A 16,007-nucleotide genomic window follows, 5' to 3' on the forward strand; every position below is an offset into this window, starting at 1 on the left:
CAAAGTTCCTCTCTTTTTTATTCATGAAGGTTGATGCAAATATCAGTGAAGTTCAAAAATTTTGCTGCTTTACGTTCTGCCATAAACGATATACTGGTTCCGATCAGTTTTTTTGGCTTCATACAGAGCCATATCTGCGTACTTTATCAGCTGCTTTTCATTGACAGAGTCGTCCGGATAAAGGGCAATGCCAATCCCTGCACCTATCTTAATTTGTACTCCATTAAATGTGAAAGGTTCTTCAAAACACATCAGAATCTGCTTTGCCATATCTTCGGCTACTTCCAATGAATCTAGTTCAGGCAAAACAACCCCCATTTCATCGCCGCCTAGTCGGGCCGCCGTATCAGCTGAGCGAACGCAAGATTGCAGACGGATGGCCATCTCCTTAATGACAGCATCTCCTGCGTCATGACCGAACTGATCGTTGATCTGTTTAAACTTACGTCCATCCAGGAGTAAGACAGCCACTTTTTTGCCGGAACGATTTGCTTGATGGATTGCCGTTTGAAGCCTGTTATCAAAAGTGCGCCGGTTGGGTATGCCCGATAAGTGGTCATAGAAAGCCATTTTTGCAATTTTATCCTGCAGTCGCTTTCTCTCCGTTATATCTCTGGCAATGGTAAGTACTTGATTCACTTTTCCATTTGTTACAACAGGTGTTGGAGATACTTCCATCCAGATCCAATGCCCATCTTGATGTAGAAAGCGAGCTTCAATATTGGCCGGATTGTTTCCATCCAGAAGGGACGTTACCGTTTCGATTAAACCGAATGCATCTTCCGGATGCACGTTAGTGGTAAAGGGATTTCCAATATACGCTGAATCTGGATAGCCCAGAAGCTTCTCATTAGAAGGAGACACGTATTCGATTAGGCCAGCAGGGCTGATCAACGTAATGACGTCGAAAGCACTTTCCGTGATCAGCTTGTATTTCTCTTGGGTTTTCTGCAGTTCCTTTTCGGCCTTTTTAAGTTTCGTCACATTTTTGTAGAAGATGGTTGCACCGATGATTTCTTTGTTTGTATTTTTTACCGGGGTGTAGGAAGAGATTATATTTAATAGTTTCCCGCTCTTTGTTATGCGCATGGTTTCATGTGAAGTAACCGTTTCGCCTTTCATGATGCTTTCTACGATGGCTAAAGGGTCAAATTTCAAATGTTGCGGAATGATGGAACCTTTTTGATTTACCATTTCTTCTTCGCTGTACTCGAACGTTTTTTCAAAGGCCTGATTGACCTTTATTATTTTCCCACTAGTATTAATGAAAAAAACAGGATCCGTGGAATTTTCCCAAAAAACTTCAAGTTCTTCTTTTGTTTCAGCCAACGCTTTCTGTGCTCGTTCTCTCTCCGTGACATCCCTTACGATGGCTAAAATATACTTACAATAGCCTTTTTCTGTCAGGATAGGATTGAGGACGGTTTCCCCTAGGCGTTCTTCGTTTTCAGTTTCTATCTTCTGGGTAAATTCAACCGGTTTTTGCGTAGATTGAACTTCGCGGTAATTCCGGATCAAAAGTTGGGCTTGCACTGGGGGCATCACGTCTTCTATTCGGCTTCCAATAATATTGTCATCGAGGTGGAGAATTTCAAAGGCGGCTGGATTAGCATAAACATAACGAAACGTTTCATGATCTTCCTCCATTAGAAAAACCAAATCTTGGATCAAATCAAAAAGAGCGGTGGAAGCTAAAATATCCAATCCTAATTCCCCTGAAAAATGTTTCATGATTTTGTCTCCCCCTCAGCATCTAAAGTAAAGTTACCTTTTCTATTCGGACTACATGCAGTGCTTCTCAGCATTTTATGAGAACCGCTTCTATTTTTGCTGTTGCTCGTATATCCCAGAATCCCGTAATTTGTTATACATCTTCAACTACAGATGAATAAATTTCCATATTTCTTAAATGTTTTTAGGTATATTGTAACATAATTGGTATTTAAAAAATTTTCAAATTAGTAAATCATTTTATAAAAATAATTCGAAATATTTTTCAGTTTATATATGAGGGGTTATCGATAGGGAAGAGACTTCATAGAAAGTCTCTTCTTTTTTTGTTCATGTAAGTGTACTTTTACGAACGCTTTTTCTAAACTTTATAAACTTACTTTATTGAAGTAAACAAAAATTCTTTTCTATAATTTATATATGAAAACAAAAGACGCTGTGAAGTTGAATAATTTATCAACTTCACAGCGTCTTTTATTTCAGAAAGCATTGCTTCTAGTTTTTTCGGTTCTTTTCCATCATTTCGGCCAATTGCTTCGAATCTGGATTTTCTTCATTGTGCAATTGCTCGACGATGTTCGCATAATCCGTTTCGTTTCGATTCTGGCTTAATTTATAGGCAGCCTGTATTTCTCCAACCTTAATCTTGAATCCAACAATTCCTTTTATTTCTTTTTCCACTAACGAAGGGGAGAGCTTGTCCCAAAGAACGGGATCTTCCCGATGTTTCTCGTATTTGTCCAATAGCTTTGTCAGGTCCTGTTTCAATTCTTCTTCGGCCAAAATAGTGGCAGTTCCATATGCATGCACCGCCTGATAGTTCCAGGTCGGCACATTTTCCTGCTCGTACCAGGAAGAAGAAATATAAGCGTGCGGTCCTTGGAACATCACCAATACTTCTTCCGTGGTTTCAAATGTCCGCCATTGCGGATTGCCGTAAGCCATGTGCCCAGTGATATAAAAATCATCTGCTTCTTTCACGAATTGCAAGGGAAGGTGAGTGGCAATGGGTCTTCCTTTTTTAGTGGTAACAAGTGTTCCGAAGGAATTCGTTTGAACGAACTCCTGGATTTCTTCAAAATCAGTGACTTTAAAATGCTTCGGTGTATACATGACAAGCCGCCTTTCACTAAAAATTATTGGAGTGTTTTCGTCATGATCAGGTCCACTTGTTCGTCATCACCCATAAAAAAGGAGTGGGAGCCGGTTTGGACAAACCCCTTTTTCTGATAGAACGCAATGGCGTTTTCATTATCTTCCCAGACGCCTAGCCAGATTTTCTTTTTCTGCTGTTCCAGCGCAATTTCCATCGCTTTGTTCATCAGGTGTTTCCCAAGACCGTGTTTCTGAAATTTCTTCTTTACATAAATCCGCTCGACTTCCAGTGAGTCATCATCCATTGTTTCTGACTGGGCCTCATCGGTATTAACCTTCAGATAGCCAGCTAGTTCCTCGTCCAAATAAACCAAATAGAATTGCGAAGAGGGATTGGCTATCTCTTGGATGAGTTGGTCCAGGTTGTAGGCTCTTTCCAAATAGGCATTCAAGTGCTCTGGCGAATTCTGTTCCTGGAAAGTTTCTCGGAAAGTTTCCGTGCTGATTGTTTGCAGATTCGAGACATCTTCTAAGGTACACTTCTTCATCATTATCATTTAGGTAGTTCGCCCCTTCAGCTTGTTAGTAATCTCGCTTATTGCCTTTTTTAACAAATTCCCAGTCCTTCTCGACATTTTTCCGGATTCGCTCCAAAAGCTCATAGGCAGTCGCCATTTCTTGATCAGAAAAGCCCGCTAAAGCCATACGATCAGAATGTTCATTTTCCCTTTTGATGAAAGGGTAGACCGTTCTTCCTTTTTCCGTTGGAAATAGCTTTTTATTTTTTTTGTTGTGTGGATCTTCTTTCTTTTCAATAAAGCCGTTCATTTCTAATTTTTGAATTGCACGGGTTGCGGTAGAGCGATCCACCTTAATCATGTCGCTCACTTGTTGCTGAATGATTCCTGGGTTCTCACAGATCCGCACCAAGTACAAATACTGCCCTTTTGTCAGATCCATTTCTTTGAATTCGATATTGCTGATAGAGTCCAATGCGCGGGCTATCATGCCGACTTCTCGTAAAATATCTTTCATAATCGTCTCCTCAATAACTTTATTGTTGCAAATGCACCTATAAAAGTATATATTCAATGTAAATCATTTTTGTTGCAATTGCAACTTAGAATTAATGGAAATTTGAATTTAAAGGGTGGAACAAAATGTTGACAACGAAAATAACAGAACAAGAAGAATTGAAAAAAGCTTTGGCGATTCGTGAAGAAGTATTTGTAAATGAACAAGGTTGTCCTCTAGAAGATGAGTTCGACCAATTTGATAACCTCGATGGCATGTGTAAACACATACTCGTTCATTATCATGATCAAGCGGTCGGAACGGGAAGAGTTAGATTCGTACAGGATGTAGGCAAGTTGGAAAGAATCTGCATTCTTGAACCTTACCGGAAATTTGGTATCGGAAAAGTCATCGTCAGCAAGTTAGAGGAAATAGCCGTAGAACAGGGAGCTGCACAAGTAAAATTACATGGGCAGACGCATGCAGAAGGTTTCTATCATAAACTTGGTTATCAAACTGCATCTGAATCGTTTATCGAAGATGGCATTCCACACGTTCTCATGATAAAGGAAGTAGCTAATTAAGGCTTGGTAATTGGGGGAATAAAATGAAATATGTGTTCTATATTATCGGGATTTTACTGCTGACCCTTGGTCTTTCACTCACGATTCAGTCCAATCTAGGAACGTCGCCTTTTGACGCCGTGTTGGTAGGGCTAGCTAGAAATGTTGGCCTTACTGTGGGAAGCTGGGAAATCATATTGGCTGTGTTAATGATCGGCTCCAATTCGATTTTAATACGGAAAAAACCGGAAGTACTGGGAGTGGCCACTGCAATTGTAGCGGGAATTGGCATTGATTTTTGGCTTTTCTTATTGGGCAATTCGATTACGCCAGAACTCTGGCCACAAAAAGCCGTGTGCTTTTCTGTAGGCTTAATCACTATTGGAATCGGAACGGCCATTTATTTGCATACAAATTTTGCACCGATACCAGTGGACCGTTTCACCTTAATCCTGAAGGAATTGACCAGAACCAATTTGTTTTTTTCAAGAACGCTCGTTTATCTCCTGTTCTTAATTTTGGCCATACTTGTAGATGGACCAGTCGGCATTGGAACGGTGTTAACGGTCTGTTTTGGTGGACTGATCCTTAATTTCTTCATGCCCCCTATTGGCAAAGTATTGGACGGTATATCAATGATTTTAACTAAATCGCTTAATAATCTCGAAAGATAGAATCAGAAGTTACAAATTAACCTATCATGCCTAATCGTAAATTGCAGGGAATCCTCCCGCATCTAAAATCAAAAGGAAGAAATTATGCTTATAATTGAGCACGATTTCTTCTTTTCTTTATGGAACCGATCTATTGAGATCGTCACTTTTTTAATGGTTCAAGTCACTCTTTCTTCTGCTACTTACATGGGAAGGCGCTAGTTAAACTAATGAGGGAGTTAGGACGAATAAAATATGATTCGGTTCATCACTCTTGTTTAAAAACCGGTGTTTTACGTTTGGTGGAATGCGGACGACATCTCCTTCATTTAAAAAGTATTCGGTGCTTTCCAGTTCGACATACGCTTGTCCTTTCATGACGACCGCGATTTCTTCTTGATTGCCGTGTGAATAATGGCTTTCCGTTGTGCTTGAGTGTGCCTTTAAATCCATAATTAAGAGTTCAATAGGAGCTTTCATGAAGTCGGGTGTCAACACATCATAGACAATATGATCACTATTTTCACGATATACATTCTTTCGGTCCTGTTTTCTGGATATGAGCGAATCCGTATCAATTTCGTTGATGAAGAGGGTGAAGAGGGGAACATTCAAAGTTTGCGCAATCAATGTAAGCACGCTTAACGAGGGATTTGCCTGTCCTCGTTCAATTTGGCTAATAAGTGACGTGCTGATGCCTGCAGACTCGGCGAACTCCCGAATGGTCATACCATTTTTTTTTCGATAATTTAACACGGTTTGCCCGAGGCGATGATTGTTCATCGAATAACTCCTTTCTAACATAATGTCTGTTTCCTTCATTCTGTGCTGACTTACTAAACACGGAGAATTAAACTCCCATCCGCCACAGAAGTATTTTATACTTACATTTGTACAGTATAATGGATTCATTTTATTATTGTATACAGACAGCTAGGGGGAAACAGAAGTGAAATCACCATTTATTGCGTACGCAGCTTTATTTTTGGGCGTATTTGCATTATCGACTTCAGCCATTTTTGTAAAGCTGGCAGATGCACCTGCGGAAATTACAGCATTTTACCGGATGCTTTTTGCAGCAGCCATGCTTTTGCCCTTCTTATTGGTCAGTAAAAAGAATCAGCAAGAATTACGGGGGCTATCAAAAAAACAATGGGGATTGGGTTTGTTATCAGGCGTATTTCTGGCAGCCCATTATGTGTTGTGGTTTGAATCCTTAAATTACACCTCTGTAGCAAGCTCGACAGTTATAGTTACCTTACAGCCCCTCTTTTCGGTGGTGGGCGGTTATTTTCTATTCAAAGAACGCTTCAGCAAAGGGGCTATAACGGGCTGTCTCGTTGCGATTGCCGGAAGTATTATCATCGGTTGGCAGGATTTTCAAATCAGCGGGCAGGCCTTATTTGGCGATATACTGGCATTTATCGCAGCCGGCATCATCACGGCCTACTTTTTCATTGGCCAGCATGTCCGGAAAACGCTCTCCCTTGTCCCCTATGCGGTTATCGGGTATGGGAGCAGTGCTGTGTTTTTAGGGATTTTTGCCTTCAGTCAGCAAACCCCTTTCTTTACTTATTCTGCGAACACCTGGTGGTCCTTTATCGGGTTAGCGTTTATTGCCACCATACTAGGGCAAACCGTTTTCAATTATCTGTTGAAATGGTTAAGTACTTCAATTATTTCAATGGCTATATTAGGCGAGATCATTGGAACTTGTTTACTGGCTTATTTCATTTTGGGTGAGGTGATTACTTTGCAGCAAGGTTTGGGAATCGGATTCGTTCTGATCGGCTTAACATTATTTCTACTGCAGCAAAGAACGAAGAAACCTGTCTCTGATACAGATAGTTAAAATTAAAAGCTAAAAGTATTCGACGGAGAATTAATAATCTTAAATAGAACATCAAATAATTTTGGGAAGAAACATTGAAATATTAAGTTTACATATGACACCTTATCGGAAGGAGAGAAGTGATAGACATAGCTTCTCTCCTTTCTTTTGTTTGTAAAAGTGTACTTTAATGAACATTTACTCATAAATAGTTACCTGAGCTGGCATCTAAAAGACCCTAGTGTGTTGTAATGAATACTTATTGAAAGTTTCATTACAACACGCTAGGGTTTTTACAAAATGAAGGTTATTTATTAATGATAATTGATAATTTATAGTTCACATGCTCATTTAATTTAACCAGAAACTCATCCAGTTTCTCGTTGGATGGAAATTTGCATTCGAGAATATAGCAGCTGTCACCACTGATTTTGTAGTTGTTGATTATATATTGCTCTTGTGTCTTCAAGAAAGACAAATACGGCTGATGATGGGTACTTTTGGTGAAGATGTTTATCATTGCATGAACAAAATAACCCATCTTCGTCTGGTTCACTTTAATAGTGTATCCTTCAATTATGCCCGCGATTTCCAACTTTTCCACTCGTGCCGAAGTGGCGGGACTGCTCAAATGGACCCGTTCACTCAACTCTTTCATGGTGATTCGGCTGTTCTTGGAAAGTTCATCCAAAATTCGCAAATCCGTCTGATCCAAGATTTTTTCAATTCCTTTCATTTATAAAGTCAAAGCGGCAAAAGACTTTAGTTAATCTATATAAATTCGAATTGGCTCTAGTATACAATGGGTGGACATCAAACAAAAGGAGTTGGAATTATGAACATCCACCACATTCGTAACGCAACCTTGGTTGTAGACTATGCAGGGAAAAAGTTTTTAGTTGATCCATTTTTAGCTGAGAAAGGGACGCTTCCGCCTTTTCCGAATTCAGCAAGACAAGACCAGAACAATCCGCTCGTCAGCTTACCCATTTCCATTGAAGAAGTAACTGCTGGCGTAGATGCCGTGATTGTCACACATACCCACTTGGATCATTGGGACGACGCAGCAAAAGACGCGTTGCCAAAAGACATCAAACTGTTCACACAAAATGAAGAAGACAAAATTGAGATTGAAGGCGCAGGCTTCACTAACATCGAAGTGCTTCAGGAAGATACGGTATTTGAAGGCATCCAATTGATTAAGACAAAAGGCGAACACGGCAGAGGCGAAATCTTGAAAATGGCTGGCCATGTATGCGGCGTTGTCTTCAAGCATGAAGATGAAAAAACACTTTATGTAGCCGGGGACACTGTGTGGTATGAAGAAGTACAAAAAACGATTGATGCCCACCATCCGGAAATTATCGTCGTAAATGCAGGAGACAACCAATTTCTTGAAGGCGGTTCGCTCGTCATGAACGAAGATGATGTTTACGAAGTGCACAAAGCTGCACCAAAGGCAAAAATTATTTCTGTTCATATGGAAGCGGTCAATCACTGGGCTTTATCCAGGGAAAAATTAAAGAATTTCGCTCAAGAAAAAGGAATGTCTTCAAATTTAATGGTCCCTAACGATGGAGAAGCGTATTCATTTTGATTGAAATACGAATGAAAATGAAATAAAACTTACACCATTTTAATCATTTAAAAAGAAGGAAGAATGCCGAATTTTAAGCATCCTTCCTTCTTTTTCTCGCTTACATTGCGGATTGTAGCTTTGTAAGAAATAAATCAAAAAGGTTTTACTCGGAGAATATAATGTTTTTTGTCAAAAGATGATCAAACCTCTTTACATACTGTGGGGGGGTATTGTATATTGGTTTACGAAGATAGGAGAGCGTACGAATCGAAATCAGCATCTTAAAAAGGGTCGATTCGAAGCTTCACATACAAAAGAATTTTCTTGAAATATGTCTCAGAAAATTCTGCAACCACTCGTGGAGATCTTCATCAGAATAACCGAATAGGCAGATTTCTTCGCTAATTTTTTTGTATTTTATATACCCCATAGATGTATAGAGTATAGTTTCGGTGTTTGATGATTGCTGCATTCCTCTATACTACCGATATAAAAAAGAAAGGAAGGCAAAGACGAGTATGGAAAACAAAGAGAAAGTAAAATTGCCATTAATGGCGGCATCGGATTCAGGGCCAAGCTCACAGCCAAACAACTGGTGACCATTTCAAAATACATGGACGAGCAGGATGCACTGGCAAATTAACTGGAACTAGGAGGAGATTCAACTATGGCAACACATTCACAACCACTTCAACAAGCAGATCCTAAACGCTGGAAAGCGTTAGCGCTTTTGTGCTTTGCAAACTTCCTCGTCATGATGGATTCGGCGATTGTCCAGATCGCCCTGCCCTCGATTAAAGAGACGCTCGGCTATAGTCAGGAAAGCCTGCAATGGGTGATGAGTGCTTTTCTGCTTTTCTTTGGGGGATTCCTGCTATTAGGCGGAAGATTAGCGGATTTATTCGGCAACCGCCGCATCTTTAATCTAGGGGTTATTATTTTAATCGTATCTTCTTTGTTTGCCGGTCTGGCTTGGAATGAAACGAGCTTGAACGCAGCACGAGGCGCCCAAGGATTGGCCTCTGCTTTCATTGCACCGGCTGCGCTCTCCTTGATTATGCTGCTGTTTTCCGGTAATTCAAAAGAGATGGGGAAAGCTTTGGCTTTCTGGGGGCTTTCCGGGGCAGCAGGTGGCGCTTTGGGCATCGTCTTCGGCGGTGTGATCACGGAATTGTTCAGTTGGCGCTGGACATTATTGATCTATGTTCCACTGGGCATGATTGTACTGTTCCTGTCACCGAAGTTTTTACAGAAAACCGCGCGCAAAGCGGCTGGCCGCGTCGATTACTTGGGTGCTGTTTTAGTGACCGTTTCACTTATGTTTATTGTGTATGGCATAGTCATGGCGGAACAAAACGGCTGGCAGTCGTTCAATACCTTGGCTGCGATGGCAGTCGGGGGAATCCTGTTCTTGGTATTCCTGTTGGTACAGGCCAAGAAAACAGATCCGCTCGTGCCGCTCAACATTTTCAAATCGCCTAATCTGACCATCGGGAACATCTCGGTCTTCCTGATTGCGGCATCGTGGTTCCCGCTGATCTATATTCTCGTTTTGTATTTGCAGCAAGTCTTGCAGCTTTCGCCGTTAGGCGGGGCGATGGCCTTGTTGCCAATGCCAATCTTGATGGCTATCTTCATGATTGCCGTAGCAGAAAAACTGATGGCCAAACTCGGCATCAAAAAAACGATGATTGTCGGTTTCATCATCCTCGGCAGCGGGGCCATCCTGTTTTCACAAACAGCCGCAATTGACGGGAATTACTGGACGAATGTCCTGCTGGCTTCACTGCTGACGGCACTCGGCAATGCGCTCGCATATTTGCCTGCTACTACGGCATCTGTTTCCGCAGTTCCATCAGAAAGTTCTGGACTGGCGTCAGGTCTGTACAATACGTTTTACCAAATCGGTTCCGCGATCGGTCTGGCCGTCATGGTGGCCATTGCTGGGGCAGCGACGGCTTCCAGTGCTTCTGCCGATCCAGTTGTGGCATTGAACGCCGGCTTTCAGCAAGCATTCTTCTGGTCAGGATTAGTGGCTTTCGCAGGAGCTATACTCGCATTTGCGTTTGTCCGTTCACCCGAACTGGCAGCAACTCCTGTAAAAAAATCAGAAGAATCTCCAACGAATCAGTTGCTTTGACAATCTCAAAAACCCTTAGTATAATACGGGTATAGGGTATAAAACCAGGAGGTCAAAGAAATGGAAGAAACGATGAAATCGACAGTGCAGCCAAACAAACAGCAGCTTTTGAACCGACTAAAACGGATTGAAGGGCAGGTTCGCGGGGTTCATCAAATGGTGGAAAACGATCGTTACTGTGTAGACATCCTGCATCAAGTCAGTGCCATTCAATCGGCGATGAATAAAGTCTCTCTGGCTTTATTGGAAGACCATACACATCACTGTGTAGCAAAAGCCATTAAAGAAAATAAGGGCGAAGAAGCCATCAATGAATTGATGGAAGTTATGAAAACTATGACGAAGTAAGTGAGAAGAAACAAAAAGCTTGATATACCCTCTTAGTGTATATTAGGCTTAAGGAAATCAAATCTTAGGAGGAAATCCAATGAATGAAACATTAAAAGTAGAAGGCATGTCTTGTGCACACTGTGTAAATGCGGTTGAATCGAGTGTCGGAGAGCTTCAAGGCGTTTCGTCTGTAAAAGTTGATCTTCAAAACGGCCAGGTTGCCGTAAATTTCGATGACAGCAAAACGTCACTGGGCGAAATCAAAGAAACAATCGAAGACCAGGGATATGACGTAGTTTAAGAGTGCTTGAGCAGCACTCTTCTCTTTTAAACAAAATATACCCCCTCATAGTATAGGGAGGAGGAGAACATTATGGCAACAGAAACAAAAGAAGCGAATTTTCAAATCACAGGAATGACCTGTGCTGCCTGTGCAACTCGAATCGAAAAAGGGTTGAGCAAAATGGAAGGTGTCGAAAAGGCGAACGTCAACTTGGCGCTTGAAAAGTCATCGATCCAATACGATTCCACAAAACTTACTGAAGCGGATTTTGAAAAGAAAATCGATGCGCTTGGGTACGGCGTCGTAAAACAGAAAGCGGAATTTGATATTACTGGCATGACCTGTGCGGCATGCGCAACCCGAATCGAAAAAGGGTTGAACAAACTAAGTGGAGTCGGGGCGGCGAACGTCAATTTGGCGCTCGAAAAAGCCACCATAGAATTTAACCCTTCTGAAGTAGCGATTGGTGATATCATCGCGAAAGTGGAGAAATTAGGCTATGGAGCACATCAGCAACAGGAAGACGCGGAGAAAGTAGATTACCGTGAAAAAGCCATTCAGGACCAGAAATGGAAGTTCATTGCTTCAGCCCTGTTGTCTCTGCCTTTACTGTGGACGATGGTTGGTCATTTTTCCTTTACATCTTTCTTATATGTGCCGGAAATCCTGATGAATCCGTGGATTCAGATGCTTCTGGCGACACCGGTGCAATTTATCATCGGGAAACAGTTCTATGTGGGAGCGTACAAAGCGCTTCGCAACGGCAGCGCGAACATGGACGTACTGGTCGCGATGGGGACGTCGGCCGCTTATTTCTACAGCGTCTACCAGGCGATACTGCACGCCGGTTCCCCTCACGCAGCACATTTGTATTTTGAAACCAGTGCTGTCTTGATCACCCTGATTGTTCTGGGCAAATTGTTCGAAGCGAAAGCGAAAGGCCGTTCATCGGAAGCAATCAAGAAACTGATGGGTCTCCAAGCGAAAACCGCTGTCGTTCTGCGCAGCGGCGTCGAAAAAGTAGTGCCATTGGAAGAAGTAGTAATTGGCGATACCATCTTCGTTAAACCGGGTGAAAAAATTCCGGTAGACGGTGAAGTGCTGGAAGGAACCACGGCGGTCGATGAGTCAATGTTGACGGGTGAGAGCTTGCCGGTGGATAAAGCGGCAGGTGATCTGCTGTACGGTTCAACCATCAACAGCAACGGCTCGATTCAAATGAAAGCAACGAAAGTAGGGCGCGACACAGCGCTGGCACAAATCATCAAAGTCGTGGAAGACGCGCAAGGAACAAAAGCGCCAATCCAGCGAATGGCAGATAAAATCTCTGGCATTTTCGTTCCGATTGTTGTCGGAATCGCCATTCTTACGTTCCTTGTCTGGTATTTCCTGGTTGAACCGGGCAATTTCACACCGGCGCTGGAAGTGCTGATTGCAGTATTGGTCATTGCCTGCCCATGTGCACTAGGCCTTGCAACACCGACCTCCATTATGGCAGGCTCCGGCCGGTCAGCTGAGATGGGCGTCCTGTTCAAAGGCGGGGAGCATTTGGAGCAAACTCAAAGCATCGACACGGTAATCGTCGATAAAACGGGTACAGTCACACACGGCAAACCGGTATTAACCGACGTTTCACTTGCTGATGGACAAGACGAAGAGCAAGTCCTTTCGTTAATCGGGGCAGCCGAGAAGCAATCCGAACATCCACTCGCGCAAGCAATTGTGCAAGGCATTCAGGAAAAAGGCATCGAACTCGGCAAAGTCCAATATTTCGAAGCTGTTCCTGGCTACGGCGTGCAAGCTACAGTATCAGGACAAGGCGTTCTGGTTGGCACACGCAAACTGATGCAGCAATATGGCATCGACGTTTCAGCGGTTTTGGCTGAAATGGAAGCATTGGAAAGCGACGGCAAGACAGCGATGCTTGCTGCAATCAACGGTGAGTATGCCGGCATTGTTGCGGTAGCGGACACAATTAAAGACACCTCCCGCGGCGCAATCGCACGCCTTCAAAAAATGGGGATAAAAGTTATCATGATGACAGGCGACAATGAGCGGGCCGCTCAAGCGATCGGCAAGGAAGTCGGCGTCGATGCAGTGATTTCGGAAGTGCTTCCGGAAGGCAAAGCGGATGAAGTCAAGAAATTGCAGCAGCAAGGAAAAAAAGTGGCGATGGTCGGCGACGGGATTAATGATGCACCGGCACTTGCGACAGCTGATATCGGCATGGCAATCGGCACAGGAACCGATGTGGCCATGGAAGCTGCGGACATCACATTGATCCGAGGCGACTTGAACAGCATTGCCGATGCGATTCTTATGAGCCGCAAGACGATGCGCAATATCAAACAGAACCTGTTCTGGGCATTTGCTTACAATACGGTGGGCATACCAATTGCCGCCATCGGCCTGCTAGCACCATGGGTAGCGGGTGCTGCGATGGCCTTCAGTTCCGTGTCGGTTGTCTTGAACTCATTGCGATTGCAGCGGGTGAAATTAGGGAAATGATTTTGAATAAAATGATTAGAGAAGACCAAAAGTGAATATTGCTTTCAGGTCTTCTTTTTATAAAAAAGTGAAAATTATAACAAGGTATGGAACAGAAATAAGCGGTTAAGAGGTGTATTTAAATGGCGAAAAGTGAAGAACATCACCAAGATGACCATAAACATACGCATCATCATTTCGAGCAGGATGAATCCACAATGCAAGAAGACCAAGCAGAACACGGGAACGGCAATCACGACCATGGAGGCCATCAGGGACACGGAGATATGGTGGAGGATTTCAAAAAACGCTTTTATATTTCGCTGATCCTTACCATTCCGATTTTGGCATTGTCGCCGATGATCCAGCATTTCATGGGCGTCGATTGGCGCTTTGATAACGATATGTATATCTTGTTCGGCCTATCGACGGTTGTCTTCTTTTATGGGGGCTGGCCATTTCTGACTGGCGGCATTTCTGAACTGAAAGACCGGAATCCAGGTATGATGACTTTAATTGCGCTGGCGATTTCCATCGCCTATACCTACAGCACGCTCGTCGTGTTCGGCTGGGACGGCAACCAGCTCTACTGGGAACTGGCGACACTCGTGGTCATTATGCTGCTTGGCCATTGGATTGAAATGCGTTCCATAATGGGAGCTTCGAATGCCCTGGAGCAATTGGTGAAATTAATGCCGAATGAAGCACATAGACTGGATGAACACAATCAGGTCCAGGACGTTCCGTTATCAGAAATCCGGAATAAGGACCGGGTATTGGTGAAACCGGGTGAAAAGATACCGGTTGATGGAAGAATAGTGGAAGGCAAGTCGGCGATTGACGAATCGATGCTGACAGGTGAATCCATTCCGATTGAAAAAGAAGAAGGCAGTGAAGTGATTGGTGGCTCCGTGAACAAAGAAGGTTCCTTAATTGTCGAAGTGGAAAAAACCGGTGAAGAATCGTATTTGTCCCAAGTGATTACGATGGTCAAGGAAGCACAGGAATCCAAATCCAGAACACAGGATTTGACGAACCGCGCAGCTAAATGGTTGTTCTATCTGGCATTGGTTGCGGGCTTTGTAACTTTGTTCGCTTGGCTGGCACTCGGCTATTCGTTTGATGTTGCCATTGAACGAATGGTGACCGTCATGGTCATTACCTGTCCCCATGCTTTAGGTCTGGCAGCGCCGTTGGTGATTGCCGTCTCCACATCTATTTCTGCTAAACAAGGCCTATTGATCCGGAATCGGGGAGATTTTGAAGGAGCACGAAACCTGAATGCGGTGGTATTCGATAAAACTGGAACACTGACGAAAGGGGAGTTTGGTGTCACAGATATCGTCTCCGAAAGCGGCTATACCGATAAAGAAGTATTGCAATTGGCAGCAGCCATCGAACAAAATTCAGAACACCCGATTGCGACAGGAATCGTGGCATCTGCCAAAGAAAAAGAGATTTCGATTGGCCGGGTAACCGATTTTGAATCCATCACAGGTAAAGGCATCGAAGGGCGCGTCGACGGACGGAAAGTGAATGTCGTCAGCCCTGGATATGTGAACAGCAATGGATTAGACTACAATCAAGTTCTTTTTAATGAACTATCGGAAAAAGGAAAAACGGTCGTATTCGTTATCGTGGAAGATGAACTGGCGGGTATGATCGCTTTAGCCGATATGGTGCGGGATACTGCAAAAGAAGCTGTAGCTGCCTTAAAAGCGAAAGGCATCCATTCGATTATGCTGACAGGCGACAATCGCAAAGTGGCAAACTGGGTAGCGGAACAAATTGGAATCGATGAAGTCTATGCAGAAGTGCTGCCAGACGACAAAGCCAATCAAATCAAAAAAATCCAGGAAAAAGGCTGGAGAGTCGCGATGACGGGAGACGGTGTGAACGATGCACCAGCCCTTGCGACAGCAGATCTCGGAATCGCTATTGGAGCTGGAACGGATGTGGCGATGGAAACGGCCGATGTCGTTCTTGTGAAAAGCAACCCGAATGACGTAGTGGCGTTAATTGATTTATCGAAAAAGACTTACCGGAAAATGGTCCAGAATTTATGGTGGGCTACCGGCTACAATATTTTTGCTATTCCGTTGGCTGCCGGCGTACTAGCACCATGGGGGATTGTGGTGAGCCCGGCAATTGGTGCCGTATTCATGAGTTTGAGTACCATTATTGTGGCTATTAATGCAAAACTATTAAAAGCTTGAATTGTAAGAACAACAATACGCATAACCGTACTGCAAATTAAAACTATTTGTTCGCGAATATATTGCTAAAACTGTTAGAAAATAA

The 16,007-nt window shown here is 43.2% G+C and carries 15 protein-coding genes; 9 read left to right on the forward strand and 6 right to left on the reverse strand.

What is annotated here, in order from left to right; translation table 11 throughout:
- Positions 1–69: 69 nt before the first annotated feature.
- The 4 genes from FQV26_RS00770 to FQV26_RS00785 all read right to left on the reverse strand — a co-directional run bounded on the left by FQV26_RS00770 (position 70) and on the right by FQV26_RS00785 (position 3,861).
- On the reverse strand, positions 70–1,731 hold the full coding sequence (locus FQV26_RS00770) for a PAS domain S-box protein (RefSeq protein ID WP_146555477.1): 1,662 nt from the start codon (positions 1,729–1,731) through the stop codon (positions 70–72).
- 495 nt (positions 1,732–2,226) lie between these two features.
- Positions 2,227–2,844 carry an FMN-binding negative transcriptional regulator gene (locus FQV26_RS00775; RefSeq protein ID WP_146555478.1) on the reverse strand — a complete coding sequence of 206 codons (618 nt, stop codon included), beginning with the start codon at positions 2,842–2,844 and terminating at the stop codon, positions 2,227–2,229.
- Positions 2,845–2,867: 23 nt separating this feature from the next.
- Positions 2,868–3,383 carry a spermidine/spermine N(1)-acetyltransferase gene (gene paiA, locus FQV26_RS00780; RefSeq protein WP_146555479.1) on the reverse strand — a complete coding sequence of 172 codons (516 nt, stop codon included), beginning with the start codon at positions 3,381–3,383 and terminating at the stop codon, positions 2,868–2,870.
- A gap of 25 nt (positions 3,384–3,408) precedes the next feature.
- Positions 3,409–3,861, reverse strand: coding sequence for a MarR family winged helix-turn-helix transcriptional regulator (locus tag FQV26_RS00785; protein ID WP_146555480.1), 453 nt, complete (start codon positions 3,859–3,861; stop codon positions 3,409–3,411).
- Between the two features lie 125 nt (positions 3,862–3,986).
- Here FQV26_RS00785 and FQV26_RS00790 point away from each other — a divergent pair, with 125 nt between their 5' ends.
- Both FQV26_RS00790 and FQV26_RS00795 read left to right on the forward strand, forming a co-directional pair.
- Positions 3,987–4,424 carry a GNAT family N-acetyltransferase gene (locus FQV26_RS00790; protein ID WP_146555481.1) on the forward strand — a complete coding sequence of 146 codons (438 nt, stop codon included), beginning with the start codon at positions 3,987–3,989 and terminating at the stop codon, positions 4,422–4,424.
- A gap of 23 nt (positions 4,425–4,447) precedes the next feature.
- A complete protein-coding gene (locus tag FQV26_RS00795; protein WP_146555482.1) occupies positions 4,448–5,077 on the forward strand; it encodes a YczE/YyaS/YitT family protein in 630 nt (209 codons plus the stop codon).
- Positions 5,078–5,278: 201 nt separating this feature from the next.
- Here FQV26_RS00795 and FQV26_RS00800 read toward each other — a convergent pair whose 3' ends face one another.
- A complete protein-coding gene (locus FQV26_RS00800; protein ID WP_146555483.1) occupies positions 5,279–5,839 on the reverse strand; it encodes a helix-turn-helix domain-containing protein in 561 nt (186 codons plus the stop codon).
- 166 nt (positions 5,840–6,005) lie between these two features.
- Between FQV26_RS00800 and FQV26_RS00805 the strand changes: the two genes are divergently transcribed.
- Positions 6,006–6,908 (forward strand): DMT family transporter, encoded by a 903-nt coding sequence (locus FQV26_RS00805; RefSeq protein ID WP_146555484.1) that lies wholly within the window; start codon positions 6,006–6,008, stop codon positions 6,906–6,908.
- 286 nt (positions 6,909–7,194) lie between these two features.
- On the opposite strand, the gene FQV26_RS00810 is transcribed toward FQV26_RS00805, so the two are convergent.
- Entirely contained in the window at positions 7,195–7,605 is a 411-nt protein-coding gene (locus FQV26_RS00810) for an Lrp/AsnC family transcriptional regulator (RefSeq protein ID WP_146557719.1), read from the reverse strand.
- Positions 7,606–7,722: 117 nt separating this feature from the next.
- Between FQV26_RS00810 and FQV26_RS00815 the strand changes: the two genes are divergently transcribed.
- The 6 genes from FQV26_RS00815 (at position 7,723) to FQV26_RS00845 (ending at position 15,922) form a co-directional block, all read left to right on the forward strand.
- Positions 7,723–8,484 (forward strand): MBL fold metallo-hydrolase, encoded by a 762-nt coding sequence (locus FQV26_RS00815; protein ID WP_146555485.1) that lies wholly within the window; start codon positions 7,723–7,725, stop codon positions 8,482–8,484.
- Positions 8,485–9,133: 649 nt separating this feature from the next.
- Positions 9,134–10,606 (forward strand): MFS transporter, encoded by a 1,473-nt coding sequence (locus FQV26_RS00825; protein WP_146555486.1) that lies wholly within the window; start codon positions 9,134–9,136, stop codon positions 10,604–10,606.
- A 60-nt stretch (positions 10,607–10,666) separates the two neighbouring features.
- Positions 10,667–10,954, forward strand: a complete 288-nt coding sequence (locus tag FQV26_RS00830; protein ID WP_146555487.1) for a metal-sensitive transcriptional regulator — start codon at positions 10,667–10,669, stop codon at positions 10,952–10,954.
- Positions 10,955–11,033: 79 nt separating this feature from the next.
- Positions 11,034–11,237: a copper chaperone CopZ gene (gene copZ, locus FQV26_RS00835; protein ID WP_146555488.1), complete on the forward strand. Its 204-nt coding sequence runs from the start codon at positions 11,034–11,036 to the stop codon at positions 11,235–11,237.
- A 72-nt stretch (positions 11,238–11,309) separates the two neighbouring features.
- The gene (locus FQV26_RS00840) at positions 11,310–13,727 is read left to right on the forward strand and encodes a heavy metal translocating P-type ATPase (protein WP_146555489.1); all 2,418 of its coding nucleotides are present in this window, start codon (positions 11,310–11,312) and stop codon (positions 13,725–13,727) included.
- A gap of 122 nt (positions 13,728–13,849) precedes the next feature.
- The gene (locus tag FQV26_RS00845; protein WP_146555490.1) at positions 13,850–15,922 is read left to right on the forward strand and encodes a heavy metal translocating P-type ATPase; all 2,073 of its coding nucleotides are present in this window, start codon (positions 13,850–13,852) and stop codon (positions 15,920–15,922) included.
- Positions 15,923–16,007: the final 85 nt, after the last annotated feature.

The sequence above is a fragment of the Planococcus sp. CPCC 101016 genome, assembly GCF_007859295.1.
Taxonomy (GTDB): Bacteria; Bacillota; Bacilli; order Bacillales_A; family Planococcaceae; genus Planococcus.

What these genes read in the sequence shown, in the direction of transcription:
- FQV26_RS00770 (WP_146555477.1), bottom strand. Translation starts at nt 1,731, where the DNA reads ATGAAACATTTTTCAGGGGAATTAGGATTGGATATTTTAGCTTCCACC.
- FQV26_RS00775 (WP_146555478.1), bottom strand. Translation starts at nt 2,844, where the DNA reads ATGTATACACCGAAGCATTTTAAAGTCACTGATTTTGAAGAAATCCAG.
- paiA (WP_146555479.1), bottom strand. Translation starts at nt 3,383, where the DNA reads ATGATAATGATGAAGAAGTGTACCTTAGAAGATGTCTCGAATCTGCAA.
- FQV26_RS00785 (WP_146555480.1), bottom strand. Translation starts at nt 3,861, where the DNA reads ATGAAAGATATTTTACGAGAAGTCGGCATGATAGCCCGCGCATTGGAC.
- FQV26_RS00790 (WP_146555481.1), top strand. Translation starts at nt 3,987, where the DNA reads ATGTTGACAACGAAAATAACAGAACAAGAAGAATTGAAAAAAGCTTTG.
- FQV26_RS00795 (WP_146555482.1), top strand. Translation starts at nt 4,448, where the DNA reads ATGAAATATGTGTTCTATATTATCGGGATTTTACTGCTGACCCTTGGT.
- FQV26_RS00800 (WP_146555483.1), bottom strand. Translation starts at nt 5,839, where the DNA reads ATGAACAATCATCGCCTCGGGCAAACCGTGTTAAATTATCGAAAAAAA.
- FQV26_RS00815 (WP_146555485.1), top strand. Translation starts at nt 7,723, where the DNA reads ATGAACATCCACCACATTCGTAACGCAACCTTGGTTGTAGACTATGCA.
- FQV26_RS00825 (WP_146555486.1), top strand. Translation starts at nt 9,134, where the DNA reads ATGGCAACACATTCACAACCACTTCAACAAGCAGATCCTAAACGCTGG.
- FQV26_RS00830 (WP_146555487.1), top strand. Translation starts at nt 10,667, where the DNA reads ATGGAAGAAACGATGAAATCGACAGTGCAGCCAAACAAACAGCAGCTT.
- copZ (WP_146555488.1), top strand. Translation starts at nt 11,034, where the DNA reads ATGAATGAAACATTAAAAGTAGAAGGCATGTCTTGTGCACACTGTGTA.
- FQV26_RS00840 (WP_146555489.1), top strand. Translation starts at nt 11,310, where the DNA reads ATGGCAACAGAAACAAAAGAAGCGAATTTTCAAATCACAGGAATGACC.
- FQV26_RS00845 (WP_146555490.1), top strand. Translation starts at nt 13,850, where the DNA reads ATGGCGAAAAGTGAAGAACATCACCAAGATGACCATAAACATACGCAT.